Here is a 23806-nt window from a genome sequence, read left to right on the forward strand (position 1 = left end):
TTTTCCACCAGATCAAAGAATGAGGGAAACGAGGCATGAAGAGACAAAAACGAGATCGCCTGGAACGGGCACATCAACGCGGATATCAGGCGGGTATCGCAGGAAGATCGAAAGAAATGTGTCCATACCAGAGCCTGAATCAACGCTCATGGTGGCTGGGAGGCTGGCGAGAAGCCATGGAGGACAGGGTACTAACGGCCTGACACTGTCTCTTTAAAAAAGAAGCCTCCGCATAGCGGGGGCTTCGCCTTTTAATCGCTGCTGAAGGTTATCAGAAAGCGGAAGTATCCTGGAACAGACCCACTTTCAGATCGCTTGCGGTGTAGATCAGGCGATCGTCAACCAGCACTTCACCATCCGCAAGGCCCATAATCAGACGACGGTTAACGATGCGCTTGAAGTGGATGCGGTAGGTCACTTTTTTCGCGGTCGGCAGAACCTGACCCGTGAATTTCACTTCGCCAACGCCCAGCGCGCGGCCTTTGCCTTCGCCACCGAGCCAGCCGAGATAGAAACCCACCAGCTGCCACATGGCATCCAGGCCCAGGCAGCCCGGCATCACCGGATCGCCGATAAAGTGGCAACCGAAGAACCACAGGTCCGGGTTGATGTCGAGTTCGGCCTCAACATAACCTTTGTCATAGTTACCACCGGTTTCGGTCATTTTGATGACGCGGTCCATCATCAGCATGTTTGGCGCCGGCAACTGCGGGCCTTTCGCGCCGAACAGTTCACCACGACCAGAGGCAAGAAGATCTTCTTTTGTATAGGATTCGCGTTTATCTACCATGTTTTCAGTAAGCCTTATTTTAAGTTCGGGACGCAGGATAGCTAACACGTGTAAGCTGAACAAGTCCGATCAGTTAGAACTTGTCCCACCTAACCAGCGTAGCGGCCACGGAAAACGATGGCGAGTCTCCTGCTGGGTCGCCTGCGCTATCCGCTCCTGAATGGTTTGTCGCAGCGTCTGTCCTTCACCGTCCCACATCAGCTGGGTCAACATCGGCAGCGCTTCGCTAATATCGTCTATTGCCCAGATAGCAAACTGGTTGTCGGCAACGGCCTGACGTAGTTCGTGGCTCAGGCTGAGATGACGAACGTTGGCGGCAGGGATAATCACTCCCTGTTTGCCGGTTAAACCGCGCTGCTGGCAAATAGTGAAGAAGCCTTCAATTTTCTCGTTCAGACCGCCGACCGGCTGCACACGACCAAACTGGTCGACAGAGCCGGTGATCGCGATGCTTTGATTAATCGGCACGTTGGCCAGAGCGCTGATTAAGGCGCAGAGTTCAGCCATGGAGGCGCTGTCGCCATCCACTTCACTGTAGGACTGCTCAAAGGTCAGCGAAGCGGAGAAGGGGAGTTGTTGCTCCAGCTCCAGCTCGGACATCAGAAAAGCCTGCATGATCATCATGCCTTTCGCATGAATGTTGCCGCCCAGCTCGGCTTTACGCTCGACGTCGATAAACTCGCCGTCGCCAATGTGCACGACGCAGCTGATGCGCGAAGGTTCGCCGAAGGCGCGTGGATGACCGGGGAATTCAATGACCGAGAGGGCGTTAATCTGCCCGACGCATTCGCCTTCGGTTTCAATCAGGATCTGTTCCTGCAGGATTTCCTCCTGCATACGCTCCGCCAGGTAGCCCTCACGCCACTCACGGCGCGCCAGCATCGTCTGCATCGCTTCGCCGGTAATCTCTTCGCCTTCGCAGAAGGCGGCAGACTCACGCAGCTGGCGGGCTATCCATAGCGGGCTGAGCGGCAGGGTCTCCTGGTCGCCGGTGTAGCGCGTCCCTTCATCGATCAGCAGTGGCCAGGCATCGCTCGCCGGGCCCGGTAGTTCCAGCTGCTGTGCATTCTGCCATACCCACTGGCACCAGGCCTTCAGCGTATCGGCGTCTGCAAACTGCAGGGTGTCTTCATACTCACTATAGATGGCCTGGGCAGAGAGCTCTGGCTCCATTTCCTGAAAATCGGCCAGAGATTCGCGTTCGCCCACCAGCATGACTTTCAGGCTCAGCGGCATGGAAGGGATGCTGACCGGCAGCGGCCGTGATTCATCGATGGAGAGCCAGTCAAAGCGTTGACGGGTCACCATATTTTTCAGGCGCACCCACAGTAGCGGTTGTGCCAGTAGTGTGCGTAGTGAAAGCACCAGCACGCCGCCGTTGGCCTGATGGACCAGGCCAGGCTGAAGTGTGATTTCACCGTTAAACTGGCGTACGCAGCCAAACAGCTGTTCTGCCTCCAGCCAATCGGCCGCCACGACCGGAGCGGTACTGGCAAAATTATCTTCAGCGCGTTGCGCCGGCGCGAGCGTCACGTGAGCGCCGTTAACCTCATAGCGGACTCCGTGAAGCGGTGCGGCAGGTTCGTGCAGCGTACGAGTTTCAGCCGCCAGCCATTGCAGATATTCCGGCTCCTCAGGGGCTTTCACCAGCATGAAGGAGGAGACTGCCGGGGTGCACAGCAGCTGCTCAAGCGCATAGAACAAACGCGGCTGCAGATCGCCCGAGAGGGAGGGGGCCGGATGAGAGAGTTCCGCTTGAGCAAACAGCGCCTGGTAAGGTTCCAGATCAGGCGCAAGGTCGGTTCGGGTCAGTTTCGTAATGGTCAAAGTCGCTGTTTTTTAGTTAGATGTAAAGCGCGCAATTATACCTGATGCCGCGTCAGAGCACACGGAGGATTATGAGTACCCCGATGATTACCCGGCCATCCACATCACGAATAATGATTTATATTCAGCACATCAGGAAAAAACTGATATCCTGAAATGAGTTACACGGTCACATTGAGATCGCAATGAAATATCAACAACTGGAAAATCTTGAAAGCGGCTGGAAATGGAAATATCTGGTAAAGAAGCACCGGGAAGGTGAGCTGATTACCCGCTACATTGAGGCCAGCGCTGCGCAAGCTGCGGTAGATGACTTGCTGACGCTCGAGAATGAACCTGTGCTGGTGCATGCCTGGATTGAGCAGCATATGAATCCGGCGCTGATGAACCGCATGAAGCAGACTATCCGCGCGCGACGGAAACGCCATTTTAACGCCGAGCATCAGCATACGCGCAAGAAGTCAATCGACCTTGAGTTTGTCGTCTGGCAGCGCCTTGCCGGTCTGGCGCAGCGGCGGGGGAAAACCTTGTCCGAAACCATTGTCCAGCTGATTGAGGATGCTGAGCATAAAGAGAAATATGCCAGTAAAATGTCGAGCCTGAAGCACGATCTGCAGGTACTGCTGGGTAAAGAGTAACCGGCATGCCCGATTAGCGGTTGCTAAGGCGCAGGTCGCAGCGCACGGTCGACAATGCACAATCCATCGCTCACGGTCTTCAGCTATCAGCTATCAGCTATCAGCTTCAGCCGCTAAAGCGAGCGAGAAGGCATAAAAAAACCCGCCGAAGCGGGTTTTTTCATCAGTGATAACTTAAGCCGCAGGCTGAGTTACAACTTCTTTGTAGCCTTTAACTTCGATCTCTACACGACGATCCGGAGCCAGGCAATCGATCAGGGCAGCGCGAGCTTTCACGTTGTCACAGGTGTTGCCAGTAACCGGGTTGGATTCACCCATGCCACGAGCGGAGATTTTGCCAGCCGGGATGCCTTTAGCAACCAGGTAGTCAACAACGGACTGAGCACGTTTCTCAGACAGCTGCTGGTTGTAAGCTTCGGAACCGATGCGGTCGGTGTAGCCCAGAACAACAGCGGAACCGTCTTTCGGATCCATGTTGCTCAGCTGGGTGTACAGCTGATCCAGAGCCTGCTGACCTTCCGGTTTCAGGGTCGCTTTGTTGAAGTTGAACAGTACGTCAGACTTCAGGGTGAAGTGCTTGGTAGCCACTTCCGGAGCCGGAGCCGGAGCCGGAGCTACAACCGGTGCAGCATCTTCCTGACCGAAACGGTAGGAAACACCCAGGCTCAGCATGCCGTTATCAGGACGGGTACCAACAGTGCCAGCGTCGCCGATGTTGTTAACCCACTGGTATTCCAGACGGGTAGCGATGTCACGAGTAACAGCCCACTCTACGCCGCCAGCAAATACTGGGGAAACGCCAGTGTCGTGTTCGCTACGGGAAACGCCGGTGGAAGCGTAGTTGCCTTTGGAGTCAGCGCGCCAAACCATGCCGCCCAGACGGGTGTAGATATCCAGATCGTCAGTGATCGGGTAACCCAGTTTAGCGGTCAGCTGAACGCCCTGAGCTTTGAAAGCACCGTTATCAACGCTGCCTTTATATGCCATACGGCCCAGCCAGTCATAACCCATTTCGAAACCGAGGTACGGGTTAACCTGGTAACCACCGAACGCACCAGCACCAAGCTGATCGTTACGGGTCGGACCATTGTTGTTCTGGAAACCGTTACCGTAGAAACCGGTGTCGTGATACTGGGACCAACCCAGTTTACCACCTGCATACCAGGTGTTATCTTTCGGAGCGGCCTGCGCTACGGTAGCGAAGCCAGCCAGTGCCACTGCAATCGCGATAGCTGTCTTTTTCATTTTTTGCGCCTCATTATCATCCAAAATTCGCCATGAAGTTACAAAAGACCTCACGGTTAAATCCTTCACCGGGGGCGTGACTTGTTGTTAACTATGCTGATACATGCAGCGTAAGCCGATCACCCCTGGCGATGTAAAGTCTACAACTTAGTTCAAAACTTACAAGTGTGAACTCTGTCAGGCATATGAAAAAAAAGGGTTGTGTACACAATATTTAACAAATATGGTTGATTTTCGTACACGAAAAAAAGGCACAAATCCCCGTGTGGCAGGCATTCCGCGAAAAAGACCCTAAAAAACACAACGCCTTTACCACCGGTAAAAAAAATTCCAGGAATAATCCTAATTTCACTCAATGATACAAATTTGAGTGAATTTTTAGCCCGCTGAGTTGTCTGCCGAGCGTGCCCTGATTTCGGACCGGGCGCATGATGAACCCCATCGCGCAGCCTTCCTGGGCGGCATTGACCAGACGCTCATGTTCGTCAGCGGTTAACTCTTCCGCCAGCCAGCAGATAACCACACTATAATTACCGGTGCGCAGGGCGCGGATCATAGAGTCTACGGTATGGCAAGGAGAGAGCTGGCTAATTTGCATGACTTTAGACAGCGGCAGACCGGCAGACTGAACCCACTCGCGGCTAAGCTTTTGTTGCGGCGTAAGCCACAGCTGCCAGCGAGACTGTTGACCCAGCTGCTGTAATAAAGGTAGCAACAACAACTGTGTCATCATGGGTTGATCTTCACGATAGACAATTTCACTGATCAGCCCATTGGCGGCCTGTTCGCCAGAACGATGAGCGTAGTGGCCTGCCGGAGCAGAAGCCTGTGCTGAACGGTTTGCGTGAGCTGAAGTAAACATAGTCTATCCCGCCTGTAGTTACTGTATGCATATACAGTATATCCACCAGGGGAAAAGATCAACCGCAATTTGTCATTTTGCTGATGGAAATTTAATCACTTTCAGCCACCCTGACTATCCGGCTTTGCGGCTGACCTCAACACTATCCTTAACACCGGCTAATCCTTTCTCTCCTGTCTTCCAGTTGCAGCAACAGCTGCAATTTTCTGAAAGCGTCTCGCAAAACCGCACTCTGGTGGAAAAGCAGGCAAAAATCATCTTGCTGCTGCCAGGGAAGTCCCTTATGTTTTCTCTTAGCGGATCCGTTAACAACTTAAGTTTAATTACATGATTCACAAAGGAATGATCATGAAAAAACTTGTATGTCCGCGGCTCCCGCAATTTCAGGCCTGCGTCTCACCGCTGGGTCAACTTCACTCTCGCCCCCTGTTTGGCGGCTACAGCCTGGCTATCGAAGATACCGTGTTTGCGATGGTGGCAGAGGGAAATATTTATCTGAAAGCCTGCGAGCAGAGCGCTGCCTATCGGGTAGAACACCATAATCCTTTATTGATGCTGCGCCGACATGGGCGCATCGTGCCGCTAAAGTATTATCAAATCGACGATGCCTTGTGGCGCGATGAGAAACAGCTTTTCCGCTTATCGCTGATGTCGTGGCAGAGCGCCCAGCGTGAAAAATGTCGCCGCCGGTCGTCGGGACGCCTGAAGGATTTACCTAATATCAGCTTTCATATGGAATTGCAGCTGATTCACTCGGGCATACCAGACGTGTTAGCACTACGGCAGGTGGGCGCCCGCCAGGCCTGGCTAAAGCTGCGTGAGAACAATGCTTCCCTATCACACAACGTCTTGCTGGCGCTGGAGGGGGCTATCGTTGGCGTCCATGCCGCCGCGCTCCCGACGCCACGGCGTCAGGAGCTTCTGGAATGGGCGGCTGCCCGCTAGTGGACAACGGTTATTCCGTTTGAGCGTGTACCCGCTGCTGCAGGCGGCAGATTTCAGGCAACAGCGCCAGCAGCAGGCCAATCTGCTGTAACACAAGGGGCTCTTTACTGTCCGCGCGCGGCTCCAGATGGTGGATCCGGCTTTGCAGGCTGGTCAACGCCTTCTGCACTCGCTGTTCATCCGCTGGGGTATGATGTAAGGCATCATCCACATAGCAGACCGCATCATCCAGCAGGGCGAGGATGTCCGGCGTGGACAGTTTTTCCCGATGCGCGCCGAGGGCGGAGATGTAGCTGGTGAAGGTATGATTGAGACACAGCAGGCGAAAGGCGGTCTCGCGCTGTGCGGCATCCGCCCGTGGTTCCGTCGACAAGTTCGAGACGACGGATGCCAGCTCAGCATCGCGGTTGTAGGCGTCACGGCGTGCGACACGGTAGGCCAGCCGGTTGTCGCGGCCCTGGTGGTACTGCTCCAGGATGGCATCCAGATAACGGCAGTTCGCGTTCATCGCGCGATCCAACACCCGTGGCAGGTTGCGGAATTTCCAGTCCGGCCAGATGAAGCTCACCGCCGCCCAGGCGATGGCGCAGCCGATCAGCGTATCAATGATGCGCGGCAGGGCGACTTCAAAACCTTCGCCAAGCAGGTTAAAGCACAGCAGCACCAGCAGCGTAATAAACATCGTGGCATGGGCGTACTGCACGTTACGGAAGGCAAAGAACAGCACGCCGGTGAGAACGATCAGCAGCAGCTGTCCTTCAACCGACGGTACCAGCAGGAGGACCGGCAGGCCGATCGCCACCCCGACCAGGGTGCCGATGATCCGCAACGCCAGGCGATGGCGGGTGGCGTTATAGTTCGGCTGACAGACGAACAAGCTGGTCAGCAGGATCCAGTAGCCGTGCTGAAGCCCGGTAAACTGGATAAAAGCGTAGCCGGCGCAAAGCACCAGCGACATACGCACCGCGTGGCGAAAGAGGGCTGACTCTGGCGACATATTGCGCTGCAGGCGCAGCCAGATATCGTTCAGCCCGCCGAGCCTGTCGTCGGCCAGCAGCGTCTCGGTATTACTCCCGGCGGGCGCCGTGGTTTGCACCGATTCAATGGTGGCCAGTTGCGCATCAATGGCGCGCAGGTTATTGAGTAAATAGCCGAGGGCGTTGAGCTGCTCGTCGGATGCGCCGCCGGCGCGCACGCGCTCGAGTGCTGCATCGAGATGCATAAACGCCCGTTCGAAATGGGCATCATGCTGATAGGGTTCGCGTAGCAGAATCGCCCGCGAGAGTTTCTGACAGGCCTGCGCCTGCATCGACAGCATGCGCTGGAAACGGAACATCACATCGCTGTAGCGGAATTGATCGCGCAGAGTCTGATATTGGATATGCGATGAGCTGGCGCGTTCATGAATATCCTGGGCCACAAAGTAATACTGCAGCGTGCGACGAGTACCGCGCTGCCCACGGTCGCCTCGTAGACGGGTCAACAGTGAAACCTTGGTTTGGTTAAGGGTCGCCACCAACTGGCCGTTGGCGAGGGCCAGATCGTACAGCGGCGCCTGGCTCTCATCCTCAAGGTCTGGATCAAACAGCCGTGATTTGAGCTCCAGATAGCGGGCCAGTTGCTCATAGCTACGCGCCAGGTTGTCCTGAAGTGGACGAATCGGAAAGATCAGGTGGCCGGACAGCGTCAGCAGGTTGTACCACACGGCACCCGCCAGCAGGAACAACGGCTGCAGATACCAGTGATCGTACAGCGTAACGCCAAGCATGGTGTAGATGGCGATAAGCAGGGCGCCGAAGGCAATGGTCGCATAGCGCTGGCCGAGGCCGCCGAGCAAAATAAAGCCGATCGTAGACACGGTCAGACCAAGGGCAAACAGCGGCGGCCACGGAAACAGCAGCTCCACAGAGGCGGAGGCGATGAAAAAGCAAACCAGAGTAATGGCGAGGTTGCGCAGACGGCCCGCCAGACGGTCGTCAAGGTCGGTCAGCGCCGCGGCCACGACGCCGAGGGTGAGGGGGATGGTCAGTTTGACTTCGCCGATCCACCAGGGAAACAGCGTCGTGCCGCAGAGCGCGATAAAAATGCGTACGTTATAAAGCCAGGCGCTGTTCCAGGTGTAGCGGCGTAGCAGGGGGCTAATCATGTCCGTGTTCCGTTCGGTTACTGAAAGCGACGACGCGCATTGGCTTCACGCGCGGCGCGCGCGGTTTCCACAGAGACGACCCGGCGCCCCACTGGCCAGAGGGCGATGGCGGCGATTTTAAAATTAGCGATCCCCACCGGGATGCCTATGATAGTCAGGCACTGGGCGATGCCGCTGAAAATATGCATCAGGCACAACCACCAGCCGAAAAAAATAAACCACAAAATGTTCAGGATGGTGCCGCCGGCGTTCAGCAGACTGTTTTGTCGACCAGGCTCGAGCTCATCAACATGAATCGCCTCGTTACCGTAGGGGAATAACGAAAGGCGAGTGATTTCCCAGCAGGAACGAGTCAGCGGCAGCGTGACGATCAGCATAATGCTGACCAGGGTGGCGAGCAGCCAGCCTAAAGTGGTGGCGAAACCGCCAAGAATAAAGTTCAGAATATTCAGAATGGTACGCATAAACCCTCGGTTTTGCCCTGTGGATAAGAAGACCTGACAATTGTAACGTTTTTTTGCGCTGGAGCACCTGGTCCGGGGCGGTTAAACTGAAAAACAATCCACCCTGATTGAAAATCGACATTATATGGAACTTAAAGCGACAACATTGGGCAAACGCATGGCTCAGCATCCTTATGACAGGGTGCAGTTACTGAACGCCGGGGTAAAGGTTTCCGGCGATCGTCATGAGTATCTTATCCCTTTCAATCAGTTATTGTCAGTGCATTGTAAGCGCGGTCTGGTCTGGGGCGAACTGGAGTTTGTGTTGCCGGACGATAAAGTCGTGCGTTTGCACGGTACCGAATGGAGCGAAACGCAGCGCTTTTATCACCATTTGCATACGCTCTGGCAGCAGTGGAGCACGGAAATGAGCGATATCGCCGCCGGGGTGCTGAAGCAGCAGCTGGCAGCCATCGAACGCACCCGGGCAGAAGGTAAGTGGCTGACGCGTCAGCAGGTAGCGGACGTTCAGGATAATATTCGCCATGCGTTAACCGGGCTGCCGATGCCCACCAGCCGGCTTGACGCCTTTGATAACTGCCGGGAACTGTGGCGGGAGTGTCAGCGCTGGTTAGGGGATATTGAAGCGGCGCGTCAGGCCCATAACCAGGCCTTTACCGAGGCGATGCTGGAGCAGTATCGCGGCTTTTTTGACGGCGTGGAATCCTCCCCGCTCACCCCGTCGCAGGCGCGGGCGGTGGTGAACGGCGAGCGCTCCCTGCTGGTGCTGGCGGGAGCGGGCAGTGGTAAAACTTCGGTGCTGGTGGCGCGAGCGGGCTGGCTGCTGGCGCGGGGAGAAGCGGCGGCAGAGCAAATACTGCTGCTGGCGTTCGGCCGCCAGGCGGCGCAGGAGATGGATGAGCGGATCCGCGAGCGTCTGGCTTCAGACGATATTACCGCCCGCACCTTCCACTCGCTGGCGCTGCATATTATCCAGCAGGGCAGCAAAAAAGTGCCCACCATCAGTAAGCTGGAAAGTGATACTGCGGCCCGTCACGCATTGCTGCTGAAAAGCTGGCAAAAGCAGTGCCATGAGAAAAAAGCGCAGGCGAAAGGCTGGCGTCTGTGGCTGGAAGAGGAGATGGGCTGGCAACTGCCGGAGGGGGACTTCTGGCAGGATAAAAAAGTGCAGCGGCGGATGGCCAGCCGGCTTGACCGCTGGATCAGCCTGATGCGCATGCACGGCGGCTCCCAGGCGGAGATGATCGCCGGCGCGCCGGAAACGGTACGCGATCTGTTCAGTAAACGGGTGAAGCTGATGTCGCCCCTGCTGAAAGAGTGGAAGGCGGCGCTGAAGGCGGAAAATGCGGTCGATTTTTCCGGCCTGATCCATCAGGCGGTCAATATTCTCGATAAAGGCCGCTTTGTCAGCCCGTGGAAACACATTCTGGTGGATGAATTTCAGGATATTTCGCCGCAGCGAGCCTCGCTGCTGGCCGCGCTACGCCGGCAAAATAGCCAAACTACGCTCTTTGCCGTTGGCGATGACTGGCAGGCGATTTATCGGTTCAGCGGGGCGCAGCTCTCCCTGACCACCGCGTTCAACCACTACTTTGGCGAAGGGGACTGCTGTGCGCTGGATACCACCTATCGCTTTAACGGGCGAATCGGCGAAATAGCCAATGGTTTTATCCAGCAGAATCCGCATCAGTTAAGCAAACCGCTGAATAGCCTGACGGCGGGAGATAAAAAGGCCGTCACGCTGTTAGCCGACGATAAGCTGGACGATCTTCTGGATAAGCTGAGCGGTTACGTTAAGCCCGAGCAGCGGATCCTGCTGCTTGCCCGCTATCACCATCTTAAGCCCGAGGCGCTCGATAAGGCGGCGACGCGTTGGCCGCACCTGCAGCTTGATTTTATGACCATTCATGCCAGCAAAGGTCAGCAGGCCGACTATGTCATTGTGCTGGGACTGCAGGAGGGCGTGGATGCGTTTCCGGCCCCGGCGCGCGAGTCGATCATCGAGGAGGCGCTCCTGCCGCAGCCGGAAGATTTTCCGGATGCGGAGGAGCGTCGACTGCTGTACGTGGCCATAACCCGCGCCCGTCACCGGGTGTGGCTGTTATTTAACAAGGCGCAACCGTCGCCGTTTGTTGAGATCCTGCAGGCGCTGGATGTGCCTGTGGCCAGGAAGCCGTAATCGCGGCTCGATTATTTCAGGCGCTCGGCAAGATAGCGTGGATAATCCGGGATCAGAATATCGAGCGGTTGAGCGAAGTGCGGCGACTGGATAATAAAGTCAGCGGTGGAGACGTTAGTGGCGACCGGAATGTTCCAGACCGTAGCCAGGCGCAGCAAGGCTTTGACATCCGGGTCGTGAGGAACCGCGTTCAGCGGATCCCAGAAGAAGATCAGTACGTCGATTTTGCCTTCTGAAATGAGGGCGCCCACCTGCTGGTCGCCGCCCATCGGGCCGCTCAGCATGGCATTGACCTCCAGCCCGGTAGCCCGGGAGACCAGGTTGCCGGTAGTGCCGGTGGCGTACAAAACATGTTGCGCCAGCAGCGCCTGATGGCGAGCAACCCATTTCATCAGCATATCTTTGCAGTGATCGTGAGCCACCAGCGCGATATGTTTTTGCGCGGGCAGGGTACGTGTTGTCAGTTCCATATTTTCATTCCACATTTTGACCTGTTGACAGATTACTGAATGTGGCTGTCGCTGCAAGCATCGCGGATGAAAATTTTGCTGGATCTGTGGGTTAGCCTGGATGGCCCCCTGCTGCGGATTAGCATACACTTAGGTGAAATAGCAGGAGGAAACCATGAAAGAGAATGATATTGCTGACATCCTGACCTCGACACGGACGATTGCGCTGGTCGGAGCCAGCGACAAACCTGACCGTCCGAGCTACCGGGTCATGAAGTATCTGCTGGATCAGGGGTATCACGTTATCCCGGTTTCGCCGAAGGTGGCGGGCAAGACGCTGCTGGGGCAGCAGGGATATGGAACGCTTGCCGATGTTCCGGAAAAGGTCGACATGGTTGATGTCTTCCGTAATTCAGAAGCGGCATGGGGCGTGGCGCAGGAGGCGATTGCTATCGGCGCGAAAACGCTGTGGCTGCAGCTGGGAGTGATCAATGAGCAGGCCGCAGTGCTGGCCAGAGAAGCCGGGTTAAACGTGGTGATGGATCGCTGCCCGGCCATAGAGCTGCCGAGACTGGGATTAGCAAAATAACAAAAAACCCCGCCAGGCGGGGTTTTGTTTAGTTGCGAAGGCGCGGAGCCTGCAGCTGCTGGCGAATCGTTTTGGCCAGCTCGTCAAGGGACGGCTGTTCCGGGTGTTCGTCGCGGGTTTCGCTGCTCAGCTGCGCTTCTGCCAGATAGGTGTGGATCGGCTGACCGTCATCATCTTCCATCACTACATGGTACCAGGGCGCCGCACGCAGTTCGTCATTGGCGGCAATTTCATCCTCTTCCGGCTCCGCGAGCGAGTACTCGGGATCGACATCGACGATGACGCCCAGGTAGCCCAAGAGCGTATGGCGGACCTGTTGGCCGATACCGAATTTGCTGGCTATCATAGGCACCTCCTGGGAAACATGAATACTCCCTATATGAGGCTCATGTTTCGTTTTTCAAGTTACATGACGCGACAGGCAAACCCCTTCAGATACAGCCCTTCCGGGTAGGTTGCGATCACCGGGTGGTCGGCAGCCTGACGGAACTGTTCTATAAATTGTACATCACGCCCGGCATCAATTGCGGCATCTGCGATGATTTTCTGAAATAAATCGGTGGTCATCAGGCCGGAACAGGAGAAGGTCAGCAGCACGCCGCCGGGGTTCAGCAGCTGGATCGCCAGCATATTGATGTCTTTATAGCCGCGGCATGCACCCATCAACTGGCTTTTGTTTTCCACGAACTTCGGCGGATCCATCACGATGACGTCGAATTTCTCTCCCTGATCCCGGTACTTACGCAGCAGTTTGAATACGTCGTCGCGCACAAACTCCGCTTTGGACAGATCCAGTCCGTTGAGCTCCACGTTCTGGCGCGCAACGTCGAGCGCCTCCTGCGAGGTATCCACGCTGGTGACCTTGCGGCAGCCGCCCATCAGCGCCGACACCGCAAAGCCGCCGGTGTAGGAGAAGCAGTTCAACACCCGTTTGTCCGCCACGTAGCGACGGGTCGCCAGGCGACTGTCGCGCTGGTCGAGGTAGTAGCCGGTTTTGTGCCCGCCCTGAATATCAACCAACAGCTTCATACCGTGCTCGGTAATCGGCAGCAGCGCTGGCGGCAGTTCTCCCACCACCGGCCCCTGGGCCAGCTCCAGACCCTCTTTTTTACGCACCGCGACATCGCTGCGGTCGTAAATGGCGCAGTCCGGGAACAGGGTCTGCAGGGCGCTGATAATGGCGGCGCGCTGGTATTCGGCGCCTGCGCTGAGGAGCTGCAGCACGAAAAAGTTGCCAAAGCGGTCGATCGTCACGCCCGGCAGCCCATCAGACTCGCCGGCGATCAGACGGTAGCTGTCGAGGCCATCGCGCTCGGCCAGCCAGGCACGCCAGGTTTGCGCTTGCTGCAGGCGGCGTTCAAAGAAGGCGTTATCGATGGCTTCGTTGCGGTCGAATGTCCACACGCGGGCACGGATCTGTGACGAGGGCGAGTAAGCGCCGCGGGCCAGCCATTTTCCCTGATGGTCAACGATATCGATGGTTTCACCGCTGCGGGCTTTACCTTCCATACGGGCGACGCCGCCGGAGAAAATCCACGGATGGCGACGCAGCAGGGATTTCTCGCGTCCTTTGGCTAACACTAAGCGGGGGAATAGGGAATCTGTCATGGAGCTACCTTTAAGCAACGGGAATGTCGGCACCGAAAAATGGCGCGTAGATTAGCACACCTGGCGCACGCAAGCATCTTTCCTCCGGCAGGCGCAGGTGAGCGTTTCGGCACAAAACGCAGGCGCATCGGCACATTCACCGTGCATGGACTGTCATACCCTGTCTTCTCACCCCCAGGAGGAGAAGACGATGAAAACAGGAATGCGGATGACCGTGGCGATGGTCGCGGCAGTGAGCAGTGGCGCGATGGCAGCGCCGTTTAGCGTAAGCAGCGATGATATGCATGACGGGCAAGCGCTGGCCCAGCAGCACTGGTTTGCCGGTTTCGGCTGTACCGGAGGCAATGTCTCTCCGCAGCTGGCATGGAAAAATGCCCCAGCGGGGACGCGCAGCTTCGCGGTCACCGTCCGGGATCCTGATGCGCCTACCGGCAGCGGCTGGTGGCACTGGACGGTGGTCAATATCGCCAGCAGCGTCTTTTCGTTACCCGCTGGTGCGGGAGATAAAAACAGCGCTACACTGCCGGACGGAGCGGTGCAGGGGCGCAATGATTTTGGCTATGCCGGCTTCGGCGGCGCCTGCCCGCCGGCGGGAGATAAACCGCACCGCTACCGTTTTACGGTGTGGGCGCTGGATGTCCCCACGCTGCCGGTGAATGCCGAGGCCAGCGGGGCGCTGGTCGGGTATCTGTTACACAGCCATGCTCTCGCCAGAGCGCAATTGACGGCGACGGCCGGGCGCTAAAACAAAAGGTCGGTCTGATGGAGAGTATCCATTTTCAGCATAACGCCCTGACCGCCGCGGAGATTACCACCCGACGGCTGTGCAGGCTGCACCGCGTGCGTCTGTTTTCCCCGGCGCTCTGTCGGGTGAAACGCGGCAGCAAAGTGATTGTGCAAGGGGAGAGCCGTGTGCTGGCGACACCGCAACAGCTGATTGTGTTGCCGTCTGACGTTGAGCTGGAAGTGATTAACCAGCCGGACAACGGCCTCTTTTGCTCCGATCTGCTGTCGCTGACGCCTGAGCTGCTGACGGCGTTTAAGACCCGCTATCTCAGCGAAAAACCACCGGGGCGTCTGACTTCGCTCTGCGCCCCGGTGACCAGTGAGCTGGCTTTTATGTGGCAAAGCGTTCTGCAGACGGTGCGGGAAGGATTATCCACTGCTTTGCAGCAGCACCAGACCATGGGCCTGCTGCTGGCGCTCCACGAGGCGGGGTATGCCGGCCCGCTGCTCGTCGAGCGGCAGCAGGATCTGTCGGCGCAGGTTCGGCAGCTGGTCATGCTATCGCCGGCGCAGGCATGGAGCGTGTCGCGGGTGGCGAAAATGCTCTTTCTCGGAGAGTCCACGCTGCGCCGTCGTCTGCAGCAGGAATCGCAGAGTTTTCGCCAGATCGTCGAGGAGGTGCGGATGGCCCACGCCCTGGGACAGCTGCAGACCACCTCGCGGCCAATAGGCGAAATCGCGCAGAACAGCGGATATCAGTCGGGATCGCGCTTTACCGCGCGCTTTCGCCAGCACTATGGTTTACTACCAAAGCACGTACGCTGAGCGAATTTGCTATCCTCAGCGTAAAGGGTAAGTCAAAAGGAGAGGTTAATGGCCAGTATCTGCACCATGGCATGGGTATACGGTTCCGTTCAGGGCGTAGGGTTTCGCTATTCCACGCAGCGGGAAGCGCTGCAGCTGGGGTTGACCGGCTATGCCCGTAATCTGGACGACGGCGGCGTAGAAGTCCTTGCCTGCGGCGAGGCGGAGCAGGTGGAGAAACTCATCGCCTGGCTGAAAGCCGGCGGGCCGCGCAGCGCGCGGGTTGACCGGGTGTTGACTGAACCCCATCAACCCACCCGCAGCTGGGACAAATTCGCGATCCTCTATTAGATGCACTTCACCGGCTTCGGCAGCCCGGCGATTTTGGTCGCCTGTTTGGCGGGGCCTTTCGGGAACAGGCGATAGAGATAGCGGCTGTTGCCTTTCTCTTCACCAAACTTGTTGGCCATCGCCTTGACCAGCATGCGGATCGCCGGTGATGTGTTGAATTCAAGGTAAAACTCGCGCACAAAGCGCACCACTTCCCAGTGCTCAACGGCGAGCGTTATCCCTTCCTGTGCGGCGATAACGTCGGCCATCGCCTCGCTCCACTGGGTAGTATCCTTCAGATAGCCTTCGCTATCCGTCTCAATTTCGTTGCCTTCAAAAATAAACATAATTTTTCACATACCGCCTGAAATTGGCCGCAGTGTAGCAAAAAAAAAGGCCCCGCATAAGCGAGGCCTCTGGTAGCAGGGGAGCGGTTAGTCCCGGCTGGCGAAGCCCAGGATGCTCAGCAGGCTGACAAAGATGTTGTACAGCGAGACATACAGGCTGACCGTGGCGCGAATGTAGTTGGTTTCACCACCGCGGATGATGTTGCTGGTCTCGAACAGGATGGCGCCCGAAGAGATCAGGATGAACACCGCGCTAATCGCCAGGTGCAGCGCCGGCAGCTGCAGGAACAGGTTAGCGACCATACCAATCAGCACCACCACGACGCCGGCCATCAGCATCCCGCCGAGGAAAGACATGTCTTTGCGCGTCGTCAGCACGTAGGCCGAGCAGCAGAAGAAGACCAGAGCCGTACCGCCCAGCGCCAGGCCGATTAAATCGCCCATGCCGGCAGAAAGGTACGCGTTCAGCATCGGCCCAAGGATATAGCCGAGAAAGCCGGTGAAGGCGAAGGCGGAAATAATCCCGGTGGGCTTATTCGCCGTTTTATAGGTCAGGAACATCAGACCGTACATCCCCACGAGGGTCAAAATCAGCCCCGGGGAAGGCAACATCAGCACCGTGCTGGCGGTAGCGGTGATGGCGGAAAACGCCAGCGTCAGGCTGAGCAGGAAGTAAGTGTTACGCAGAACCTTGTGCGTGCTGAGCAGCGAGGAACGGTCACGCGATGATGTAATTATGCGATCCATGAGTCACTCTCTTATGACAGATGTAATTAGGGATAAAGAATAAGAAAAACAAGCGTGAAGCCCTAATGCTTTTACCCATCTTTACTTAGTTTTTGCCGCGTTTGACTAGCATAAAATTCTACGTGGATTGGAAAAAGCGATATGTTTTCGCGTTTCGCTTCGGTGAGCCGATCGAAATCTTATAGGTTGCTGAAAAATATTGCTTTATTGAAATTCTGCGACTAAGTGTGGAAGGGGGAATAACTCCGTACGTTAAAGGCAAAGGGAAATGACATTACATAAAAACAATCACATCACGCGAACGCTCCTGGCCGTAAGTATGATAGCAATGTTCGGCGGGGCGCAGGCGGCGCAGGTGCCGCCGGGGACTCAGCTGGCAGAAAAGCAGGAACTGGTCAGAAATAACGGCAGTGAACCTGCCTCACTCGATCCGCATAAAGTCGAGAGCGACATTGAATTCAACATCATTAGCGATCTCTTTGAAGGGCTGGTCAGCGTGACGCCTGCGGGGGCGATCCAGCCCCGACTGGCGGAACGCTGGGAAAACAAGGACAACCTGTTATGGACCTTCCATTTACGCCCTGGTCTGACCTGGTCCGACGGCACGGCCATCACGGCGCAGGATATCGTCTGGAGCTGGCAACGGCTGGTCTCGCCAACCACCGCCTCCCCCTATGCGAGCTATCCCGGCAATATGCATATCGCCAACGCCCGTGAAATTGCCCTGGGGCAAAAGGGACCGGAGACGCTGGGGGTGAAAGCGCTGAACGACACCACGCTGCAGGTCACTCTGAACCAGCCGAATGCCGCCTTCCTGGCGATGCTGGCGCACCCTTCGCTGGTACCGATCGACAAAGTGCTGGTGGAGCGTTTTGCCGATAAATGGACCCGCCCAGAGCATATCGTCACCAGCGGCCCGTATAAGCTGACCCAATGGGTGGTGAATGAGCGGTTGGTGGCTGAACGTAATGCGAAGTACTGGGATAATGCGCACACCGTTATTAATAAAGTGACTTACCTGCCCATCTCTTCGGAGGCTGCCGATGTCAACCGCTACAAAGCGGGGGAGATCGATATTGTTTATACGGTGCCGATCAATCAGTTTGCGCAGTTGCAGAAAACCATGGGCGACCAGCTGGACGTTTCGCCGCAGCTGGCGACCTATTACTACGAATTCAATACTACCCGGCCGCCGTTTAATGACGCCCGCGTGCGTCGCGCGCTGAATATGGCGCTTGATAAAGATATCATTGCCGGAAAAGTTCTTGGCCAGGGGCAGCGCCCGGCCTGGGTGATCAGCCAGCCGGATATCGGCGGCGTGACGCTACACAACCCGGACTACGCCAGCTGGCCGCGCGAGAAGCGGATTGCCGAGGCGAAAAAACTGCTGGCGCAGGCGGGGTATGATGACAGTCACCCATTGGTCTTTACCCTGCTGTATAACACCTATGAGTCGCACCAGCGTATCGCCATCGCCGCCAGCTCTATGTGGAAGAAAAACCTCGGCGTCGAGGTGAAGCTGCAGAACCAGGAGTGGAAGACGATGCTGGATACCATGCATACGCATAACTTTGACGCTGTCCGCTATGCCTGGACCGCCGACTACGACGATGCTGCCACCTTCCTCAACACTTTCCGTACCGGGGATAGCGAGAACACCAGTCAGTACAGCAACCCGGCTTACGATGAGGCGCTGCGCAATGCGGCGAAAGCCTCCGATGTGGCGAGCCGGGGCAAATACTATCAACAAGCGGAAGATCTGCTGGCGCAGGATGTTCCCGCCATTCCGGTCTATCACTATGTGCGTACCCATTTAGTGAAACCCTGGGTGGGAGGCTTCACGCCGGATAAGCTGGGGTATTACTACACCAAAGACATGTACATTAAAAAACACCCATCCGCTAGCGGCGACGGGCGCTGATTTTCTGCGCGAACTGCCTGAAATTCAGACGAATAACACAAAATTGTTTGTTTTTAAGGCAGTTGAACAAAATGGTGCTTTACAGCATCCGCCGAGGTGTTTATAGTGCGCCTCACACCGGAAGTGTGGCCGAGCGGTTGAAGGCACCGGTCTTGAAAACCGGCGACCCGAAAGGGTTCCAGAGTTCGAATCTCTGCGCTTCCGCCATATAAAAGAAGGGGTTACCGAAAGGTAACCCCTTTTTACTTTTCCCCTGGTCTTTCTGACGGCGCGTCATCTTCACGTCACAATTGCGCAAACCCACCCTGCCTGCAGCGTTATCGCTGGTGAAAATGTGACGATTAATCCATTTCAAATTGTTGTTATTTTAATTATTCAGTCTCACATTATAAACGGAAATGGTGCTCAGGAATAAAATACCTGGTGCAAAATATCTTCGTCTATACTTGGAAAACGATGATTTACCTGCCATGGTGCTTTCGCAGAAACAGAGACCAGTGAGGTCAGCATGCCTGTCATTAACCCGCAAGATATCAAAGCATTACGGGCGTTGGTTGAACAGAAATTAAAATACACGCTGTGTGTTAACTTAAATAAAGCGACAAATGGCGATATTTTTAACGCGGTGGCGCTAGCCATTCGTCATTTTCAGCAGGACCATTTTCTGACGAGCCAGGCGCGGCAGCGCGAAGAGCGAAAAAAGCGCGTTTACTACCTGTCGATGGAATTTTTACTCGGCCAGTCGCTGCGTAATAACCTGGTGAATATGAATTTACTGGATGAGATGCGCCAGGTGGTCAATGACCTGGGGTTTGATCTTGAACTGATCCTTGACGAGGAGCCTGACGCCGCGCTGGGTAACGGCGGGTTAGGCCGTTTAGCCGCTTGCTTTATCGACTCGATGGCTACCCTTGATATTGCCGCATCCGGGCATGGCATCAAATACGAATATGGGCTTTTTCGCCAGTCCTTTCAAAACGATCAGCAGGTCGAGCATCCTGATGACTGGCACTCCATGCATTCCCCATGGCTGGTGGAGCATCACGCTCAGCAAATTCTGATCCCGCTGGGGGGGTATATTGAGCACAGCGAAGATATTGATGGCAACTACAATCCGATGTGGCTCGGTTGGAAAACCATCATCGGTATTCCCCATGATTATTTTGTTTCCGGCTACCGGGATACATCAACTAACACGCTGCGCCTTTACAGCGCGGTGGCCTCTGACTCCTTTAATATCCATATTTTTAATCGCGGGGATTATATTAAGGCAGTAAGTGAGAAAATCGCCTCGGAGAATATTTCAAAAATACTCTATCCTTCCGATGAGGTCCTGACCGGAAAAGAGCTGCGTCTGACGCAGGAGTATTTTTTGGTGGCCTGTACGCTACGGGATATTTTTCGTGACTATGCCGAGGTTAATGACGACATTACTTTGCTAGCGCAGCATGTGGCTATTCAGCTTAATGACACCCATCCGGCATTAGCGGTGGTGGAGCTGATGCGGATCCTGGTCGATGAATACCGACTGCCATGGGAGCAGGCGTGGGAGATAACGCAAAATACCTGCGCCTATACCAATCATACGCTGATGCCGGAAGCGCTGGAGACCTGGCCGGTGTCGTTGTTTGAGAAACTACTGCCGCGTCATTTGCAGATTATCTTTGAGATTAACCATCGTTTCCTTGAAGAAGTAGCCCGGCGCTGGCCGGATAAACCTCATCTGTTATCTTCACTGTCTTTAATTGACGAGCATCACGATAAGCAAATTCGCATGGCTAATCTGGCCATTGTCGGTAGCCACCGCGTCAACGGAGTAGCGTGGCTGCATTCGGAACTGGTCAAAAAACAGTTGGTGCCCGACTTCTATTTTATGACCCCGGAGAAATTCATTAATCAGACCAACGGTGTCACGCCGCGTCGTTGGGTGCAGCAGGCTAACCCGGGCCTGGCAGAATTTTTACAGCAACAACTGGGGGAAGGGTGGCCAACTGATTTACCCCTGCTTTCCCGCCTGGAAGATCTGGCCAGCGAGCCAGCCGTGATTGAGCGTATCCGGGCCATAAAATTTGCCAATAAAACCGCACTCAGCGAGCTGGTGGCTCAACGCTACGGCATCGCGCTGGATCCGCTGGCGATGTTTGACTGTCAGGTCAAACGTATTCATGAATACAAGCGCCAGTTGCTCAATATTCTGCACGTGATCGCGCTGTATCTGGATATCAAAGAGAACGGGCGTACTATCGCGCCAAAGGTGCATCTGTTTGCGGGTAAAGCGGCGCCAGGCTATCGGATGGCAAAGCTGATTATTCAGTTGATTAATACCGTTGCCCGAAAAATTAACAGTGACCCGCAGGTTGCCGGGCAGCTTAAAGTGGTATTCCTCGAAGATTATAAAGTCTCGCTGGCGGAAAAAATCATTCCCGCCACGGATCTCTCTGAGCAAATTTCCACCGCCGGCACCGAGGCGTCCGGCACCAGCAATATGAAGTTTGCCATGAACGGGGCGTTAACTATTGGCACCTATGATGGGGCGAACATCGAAATCCGCGAGGCGGTGGGGAGCGAGAATTTTTATCTGTTTGGCGCGGTGGCGGAAGAGATTGAAGAGAGCCGACGCCTTGGGCGGCATCATGGGTTCTATCATGACAACCCGGCTATCGCGCGTGTTGTCGATAGCCTGGTATCCGGGCTGTTTTCAGCCGATCGCGAGCTGTTTGCGCCGCTGCATCAGATGCTGACAGGGGCCGATCATTACTGCCATCTGCTGGATTTCGACAGTTATTGTCTGGTGCAACGGCAGGCAATGGCCGATTTTGAACAGCCGGCTCAGTGGCACCGCCGGGCCTTGCTCAATATTTGCCGGATGGGGGAATTTTCCAGCGACCGAACCATCCGCGGCTACGCCAGGGATATTTGGGGTATCAGGTGCTAAAGAGAACACATGCCGAACAGAGCAGGGACGCGTCGACGGTTATCAGCCAACATTGAGGATGAACATGAACGTTGAATTACATACTGAGCAGGGCGTCAAGGTCATTGTCCCCCTGGTTCACCGGCTGGATGCTTCCGTCGCATCAGCGTTTAAGCAGCAGGTTCTTGAGGCCCTTGACGGTCAGACGAAAAACCTGGTGCTGGACCTGAGCCACGTCGATTTCATCGACAGTAGCTGCCTGGGTGCCCTGGTATCCATTCTCAAGAGCGTCAGTGGGCAGGGAGAGCTGGTGCTCTGCTCGGTCAATGGGACAATCCAAAACCTGTTCAAGCTCACCCGCATGGATCGCGTCTTTTCGATTAAAGAGACTCGTCAGGATGCACTGAACCTGTTGACTGCGAAATGACGCTCAGGCAGGCCTGGAAGGCCGCGGATTATCGATCGCCCGTTCATTCTTCGATAATCCGCGCCTTTGGTTTGCTCAGCAGAAGCATCACCAGCGCGACGTAGGGCATCGGCTTCCAGAAAAAGTAGCCCTGCAACAGATGAATATTCTGGCGATTGAGATACTCTAGCTGAGCCTGAGTTTCGACGCCCTCGGCAATGATGCGCAGTGACAGCGTCCGCGCCATCTCTATCACGCAGTCCAGCAGTTTGCTTGACGGCGCCTCGTCAGTCACCCGGCCGACAAAGCTCTGATCGATTTTGATATAGTCGAAAACCAGCTCATGCAGATAGGAAAGCCCGGAATAGCCGGTGCCAAAGTCGTCCAGCGCGATGGAAAACCCGCGGGAGTGTAACGCGTTGAGCTTGTCGACAACCGCCTCGTTGAGCAACAGCGGCTCCTGTTCGGTGATCTCCAGCATCAGCTTCACCGCTGTGCCCTCAAAGCCGCGCTGAAAGTGCAGGCAGTCATCGATAAACGACGGAGCGTTGATATGTGATGCGCTGATATTGACGCCGATATGAAACCCGTCCGGCAGCTTACTGAAGATCGGCCTCATCTGGGCGGCGACCTGCGCCATCAGGCTACAAGTGAGTGGGATAATCAACCCAGTACGCTCGGCCAGCGGAATAAATTCAGCGGGCGAACGCCACTGCGCCGTGGTGTTTGGCCAGCGGGCGAGGATTTCCACGCCATAGATCTCTCCGGTTTTCCCGTTCACCAGCGGTTGATAGTAGGGAACGATAGCGCCCTGAGCGATGGCGTAGCGCAGCCTCTCCTCTTCTGAGGTATAGACATTGAGGTATTTGCGCAACAGAAAATAAAACAGCAACGAAACAGAGAAAATAAAAATCAGCAGCCCGGACCCATTATGAAATAAGCGGCCGGGGCTAAAAAAAGGCGACTCAGGATAGGCAATATGAAATGGATAGTCTGGTGAGCTAAAAATATCCTGGTTCGGACCAGCGTTGAGTGGCTTCACATCGCCATATCTGGCAATCATTTGATTGTGAACCAAAAGCGCCAGCCCGCCGTTATCCTCATCGCTATACAAGGCATCGCGCAAATGGATATCGCTGATGCTGACAATGACTCTTACCTGCGCCGAACGAGTGTGATAGATCAGCACTGGCCGCTTATTCACCATCATTCTGGCGGGCAGCAGCTGCAGTGGCTCATCGGGTAAAGACTCAGGATGGAGCGTCAGTACCCGATTGCCCGGCAGCGACGAGCACCACACCTTGCCATCTTTTACCAGCACGATCGTGCGCAGATGCGGCTGCAGGGCGGCCTCGGTCCCGAGCTGAAACTGGCCCTGCACGGAGCAACCGCGGCGGCTAACGTTCATCGCCGTCATCGTTGCTGCGCGGGCCTCATCCAGAATAACGGCGATTTTCTTTGCCGCCTGACGGGCGGTGGCGACATGCGAGGCCTGATCGGAATGCCACAGTTGCCAGTTGATAACGAACACGCCAGCCAGAAATACCACCAGCGCCAGGGAAAAGGCAATCCATGCGTTTCGTCGCTTTATCTCTTTCATTTGTTGGGCATGCAATGGTGTTTGTGCATAAAGTGAACCATCTCTCTGGCAGTAAAGGCTTTTCTATGATCGTAGAAGGGAGATAACTTCCGCGATGACGGCGCATCATAAAAATATGATCGCTATCACAATACCTGCCGACAAAGGCCGGTTATATCGCGTTGACGCTATGTACTTCTTCTGCCGGTAATAAAAATAAAAAATTAATGTTTTCTTAATATATTTTTCTGGGCCGGCTGGTTATTAGCATTTTCCAGTCCGTAGTGGCG

At 55.6% G+C, this 23806-nt stretch carries 24 protein-coding genes, 1 tRNA gene and 1 pseudogene; 13 read left to right on the plus strand and 13 right to left on the minus strand.

The features are described from left to right. The first annotated feature begins 35 nt into the window (after nt 1-35). The gene (rmf, locus tag ABLV64_RS24165) at nt 36-203 is read left to right on the plus strand and encodes a ribosome modulation factor (protein ID WP_002898396.1); all 168 of its coding nucleotides are present in this window, start codon (nt 36-38) and stop codon (nt 201-203) included. Nucleotides 204-271: 68 nt separating this feature from the next. Here the strand turns inward: rmf and fabA are convergent, their stop codons facing one another. Both fabA and ABLV64_RS24175 read right to left on the minus strand, forming a co-directional pair. After that, the gene (gene fabA, locus ABLV64_RS24170) at nt 272-790 is read right to left on the minus strand and encodes a bifunctional 3-hydroxydecanoyl-ACP dehydratase/trans-2-decenoyl-ACP isomerase (protein ID WP_004201428.1); all 519 of its coding nucleotides are present in this window, start codon (nt 788-790) and stop codon (nt 272-274) included. A gap of 69 nt (nt 791-859) precedes the next feature. Continuing rightward, a complete protein-coding gene (locus ABLV64_RS24175; protein WP_017899459.1) occupies nt 860-2617 on the minus strand; it encodes a Lon protease family protein in 1758 nt (585 codons plus the stop codon). A 185-nt stretch (nt 2618-2802) separates the two neighbouring features. On the opposite strand from ABLV64_RS24175, the gene matP reads away from it, so the two are divergent. Further along, entirely contained in the window at nt 2803-3255 is a 453-nt protein-coding gene (gene matP / locus ABLV64_RS24180; RefSeq protein WP_002898404.1) for a macrodomain Ter protein MatP, read from the plus strand. Between the two features lie 174 nt (nt 3256-3429). Here the strand turns inward: matP and ompA are convergent, their stop codons facing one another. Next, nucleotides 3430-4500, minus strand: coding sequence for a porin OmpA (gene ompA, locus ABLV64_RS24185; RefSeq protein ID WP_002898408.1), 1071 nt, complete (start codon nt 4498-4500; stop codon nt 3430-3432). Nucleotides 4501-4852: 352 nt separating this feature from the next. Beyond that, a complete protein-coding gene (sulA, locus tag ABLV64_RS24190) occupies nt 4853-5362 on the minus strand; it encodes an SOS-induced cell division inhibitor SulA (RefSeq protein WP_017899460.1) in 510 nt (169 codons plus the stop codon). Between the two features lie 25 nt (nt 5363-5387). Here sulA and ABLV64_RS24195 point away from each other — a divergent pair, with 25 nt between their 5' ends. Together ABLV64_RS24195 and ABLV64_RS24200 are read left to right on the plus strand one after the other, a co-directional pair. Beyond that, nucleotides 5388-5693, plus strand: a complete 306-nt coding sequence (locus ABLV64_RS24195; RefSeq protein WP_164877678.1) for a hypothetical protein — start codon at nt 5388-5390, stop codon at nt 5691-5693. A 17-nt stretch (nt 5694-5710) separates the two neighbouring features. Beyond that, nucleotides 5711-6307 carry a TfoX/Sxy family DNA transformation protein gene (locus ABLV64_RS24200; protein ID WP_108433010.1) on the plus strand — a complete coding sequence of 199 codons (597 nt, stop codon included), beginning with the start codon at nt 5711-5713 and terminating at the stop codon, nt 6305-6307. 10 nt (nt 6308-6317) lie between these two features. Here ABLV64_RS24200 and yccS read toward each other — a convergent pair whose 3' ends face one another. Continuing rightward, the gene (gene yccS / locus ABLV64_RS24205; RefSeq protein WP_288464923.1) at nt 6318-8453 is read right to left on the minus strand and encodes a YccS family putative transporter; all 2136 of its coding nucleotides are present in this window, start codon (nt 8451-8453) and stop codon (nt 6318-6320) included. 17 nt (nt 8454-8470) lie between these two features. Then, nucleotides 8471-8917, minus strand: coding sequence for a YccF domain-containing protein (locus ABLV64_RS24210; protein WP_004201437.1), 447 nt, complete (start codon nt 8915-8917; stop codon nt 8471-8473). A gap of 124 nt (nt 8918-9041) precedes the next feature. Between ABLV64_RS24210 and helD the strand changes: the two genes are divergently transcribed. Further along, nucleotides 9042-11096, plus strand: a complete 2055-nt coding sequence (gene helD, locus ABLV64_RS24215; protein ID WP_348843077.1) for a DNA helicase IV — start codon at nt 9042-9044, stop codon at nt 11094-11096. An 11-nt stretch (nt 11097-11107) separates the two neighbouring features. Here the strand turns inward: helD and mgsA are convergent, their stop codons facing one another. Next, nucleotides 11108-11566, minus strand: a complete 459-nt coding sequence (mgsA, locus tag ABLV64_RS24220) for a methylglyoxal synthase (protein ID WP_004201439.1) — start codon at nt 11564-11566, stop codon at nt 11108-11110. Nucleotides 11567-11720: 154 nt separating this feature from the next. Here mgsA and ABLV64_RS24225 point away from each other — a divergent pair, with 154 nt between their 5' ends. Then, nucleotides 11721-12134 carry a CoA-binding protein gene (locus tag ABLV64_RS24225; RefSeq protein WP_004201441.1) on the plus strand — a complete coding sequence of 138 codons (414 nt, stop codon included), beginning with the start codon at nt 11721-11723 and terminating at the stop codon, nt 12132-12134. Nucleotides 12135-12162: 28 nt separating this feature from the next. Here ABLV64_RS24225 and hspQ read toward each other — a convergent pair whose 3' ends face one another. Together hspQ and rlmI are read right to left on the minus strand one after the other, a co-directional pair. Beyond that, a complete protein-coding gene (gene hspQ, locus ABLV64_RS24230) occupies nt 12163-12480 on the minus strand; it encodes a heat shock protein HspQ (RefSeq protein ID WP_002898441.1) in 318 nt (105 codons plus the stop codon). 59 nt (nt 12481-12539) lie between these two features. Beyond that, nucleotides 12540-13742 (minus strand): 23S rRNA (cytosine(1962)-C(5))-methyltransferase RlmI, encoded by a 1203-nt coding sequence (gene rlmI / locus ABLV64_RS24235; RefSeq protein ID WP_017899465.1) that lies wholly within the window; start codon nt 13740-13742, stop codon nt 12540-12542. Nucleotides 13743-13932: 190 nt separating this feature from the next. On the opposite strand from rlmI, the gene ABLV64_RS24240 reads away from it, so the two are divergent. The 3 genes from ABLV64_RS24240 to yccX are packed head-to-tail and all read left to right on the plus strand — an operon-like array spanning nt 13933 to nt 15623. After that, nucleotides 13933-14487, plus strand: a complete 555-nt coding sequence (locus ABLV64_RS24240) for a YbhB/YbcL family Raf kinase inhibitor-like protein (protein WP_060656400.1) — start codon at nt 13933-13935, stop codon at nt 14485-14487. A 17-nt stretch (nt 14488-14504) separates the two neighbouring features. Further along, nucleotides 14505-15293 (plus strand): AraC family transcriptional regulator, encoded by a 789-nt coding sequence (locus tag ABLV64_RS24245; RefSeq protein ID WP_062914555.1) that lies wholly within the window; start codon nt 14505-14507, stop codon nt 15291-15293. 48 nt (nt 15294-15341) lie between these two features. Further along, entirely contained in the window at nt 15342-15623 is a 282-nt protein-coding gene (yccX, locus tag ABLV64_RS24250; RefSeq protein WP_004201446.1) for an acylphosphatase, read from the plus strand. On the opposite strand, the gene tusE is transcribed toward yccX, so the two are convergent. Both tusE and yccA read right to left on the minus strand, forming a co-directional pair. Next, on the minus strand, nt 15620-15949 hold the full coding sequence (gene tusE / locus ABLV64_RS24255; RefSeq protein ID WP_004201447.1) for a sulfurtransferase TusE: 330 nt from the start codon (nt 15947-15949) through the stop codon (nt 15620-15622). The genes yccX and tusE overlap by 4 nt on opposite strands. A gap of 87 nt (nt 15950-16036) precedes the next feature. Beyond that, nucleotides 16037-16696, minus strand: coding sequence for an FtsH protease modulator YccA (yccA, locus tag ABLV64_RS24260; RefSeq protein WP_002898458.1), 660 nt, complete (start codon nt 16694-16696; stop codon nt 16037-16039). Between the two features lie 268 nt (nt 16697-16964). Here yccA and ABLV64_RS24265 point away from each other — a divergent pair, with 268 nt between their 5' ends. The 4 genes from ABLV64_RS24265 to ABLV64_RS24280 all read left to right on the plus strand — a co-directional run bounded on the left by ABLV64_RS24265 (nt 16965) and on the right by ABLV64_RS24280 (nt 21958). Beyond that, on the plus strand, nt 16965-18617 hold the full coding sequence (locus ABLV64_RS24265) for an ABC transporter substrate-binding protein (RefSeq protein WP_023317871.1): 1653 nt from the start codon (nt 16965-16967) through the stop codon (nt 18615-18617). A 119-nt stretch (nt 18618-18736) separates the two neighbouring features. Continuing rightward, nucleotides 18737-18824, plus strand: a tRNA-Ser gene (locus ABLV64_RS24270). Nucleotides 18825-19125: 301 nt separating this feature from the next. Then, on the plus strand, nt 19126-21552 hold the full coding sequence (locus tag ABLV64_RS24275; protein ID WP_094309340.1) for a glycogen/starch/alpha-glucan phosphorylase: 2427 nt from the start codon (nt 19126-19128) through the stop codon (nt 21550-21552). A gap of 64 nt (nt 21553-21616) precedes the next feature. Further along, entirely contained in the window at nt 21617-21958 is a 342-nt protein-coding gene (locus ABLV64_RS24280) for an STAS domain-containing protein (protein ID WP_348843076.1), read from the plus strand. Nucleotides 21959-22001: 43 nt separating this feature from the next. On the opposite strand, the gene ABLV64_RS24285 is transcribed toward ABLV64_RS24280, so the two are convergent. Then, complete coding sequence (locus tag ABLV64_RS24285) at nt 22002-22829, minus strand: cyclic diguanylate phosphodiesterase (protein WP_170923573.1); 828 nt, start codon at nt 22827-22829, stop codon at nt 22002-22004. A 93-nt stretch (nt 22830-22922) separates the two neighbouring features. Next, a pseudogene (locus ABLV64_RS24290) lies at nt 22923-23537 on the minus strand (CSS-motif domain-containing protein); the annotation flags it as partial. Between the last annotated feature and the right edge of the window lie 269 nt (nt 23538-23806).

This window comes from Klebsiella sp. JB_Kp031, from assembly GCF_040064295.1.
GTDB lineage: Bacteria > Pseudomonadota > Gammaproteobacteria > Enterobacterales > Enterobacteriaceae > Klebsiella > Klebsiella quasipneumoniae.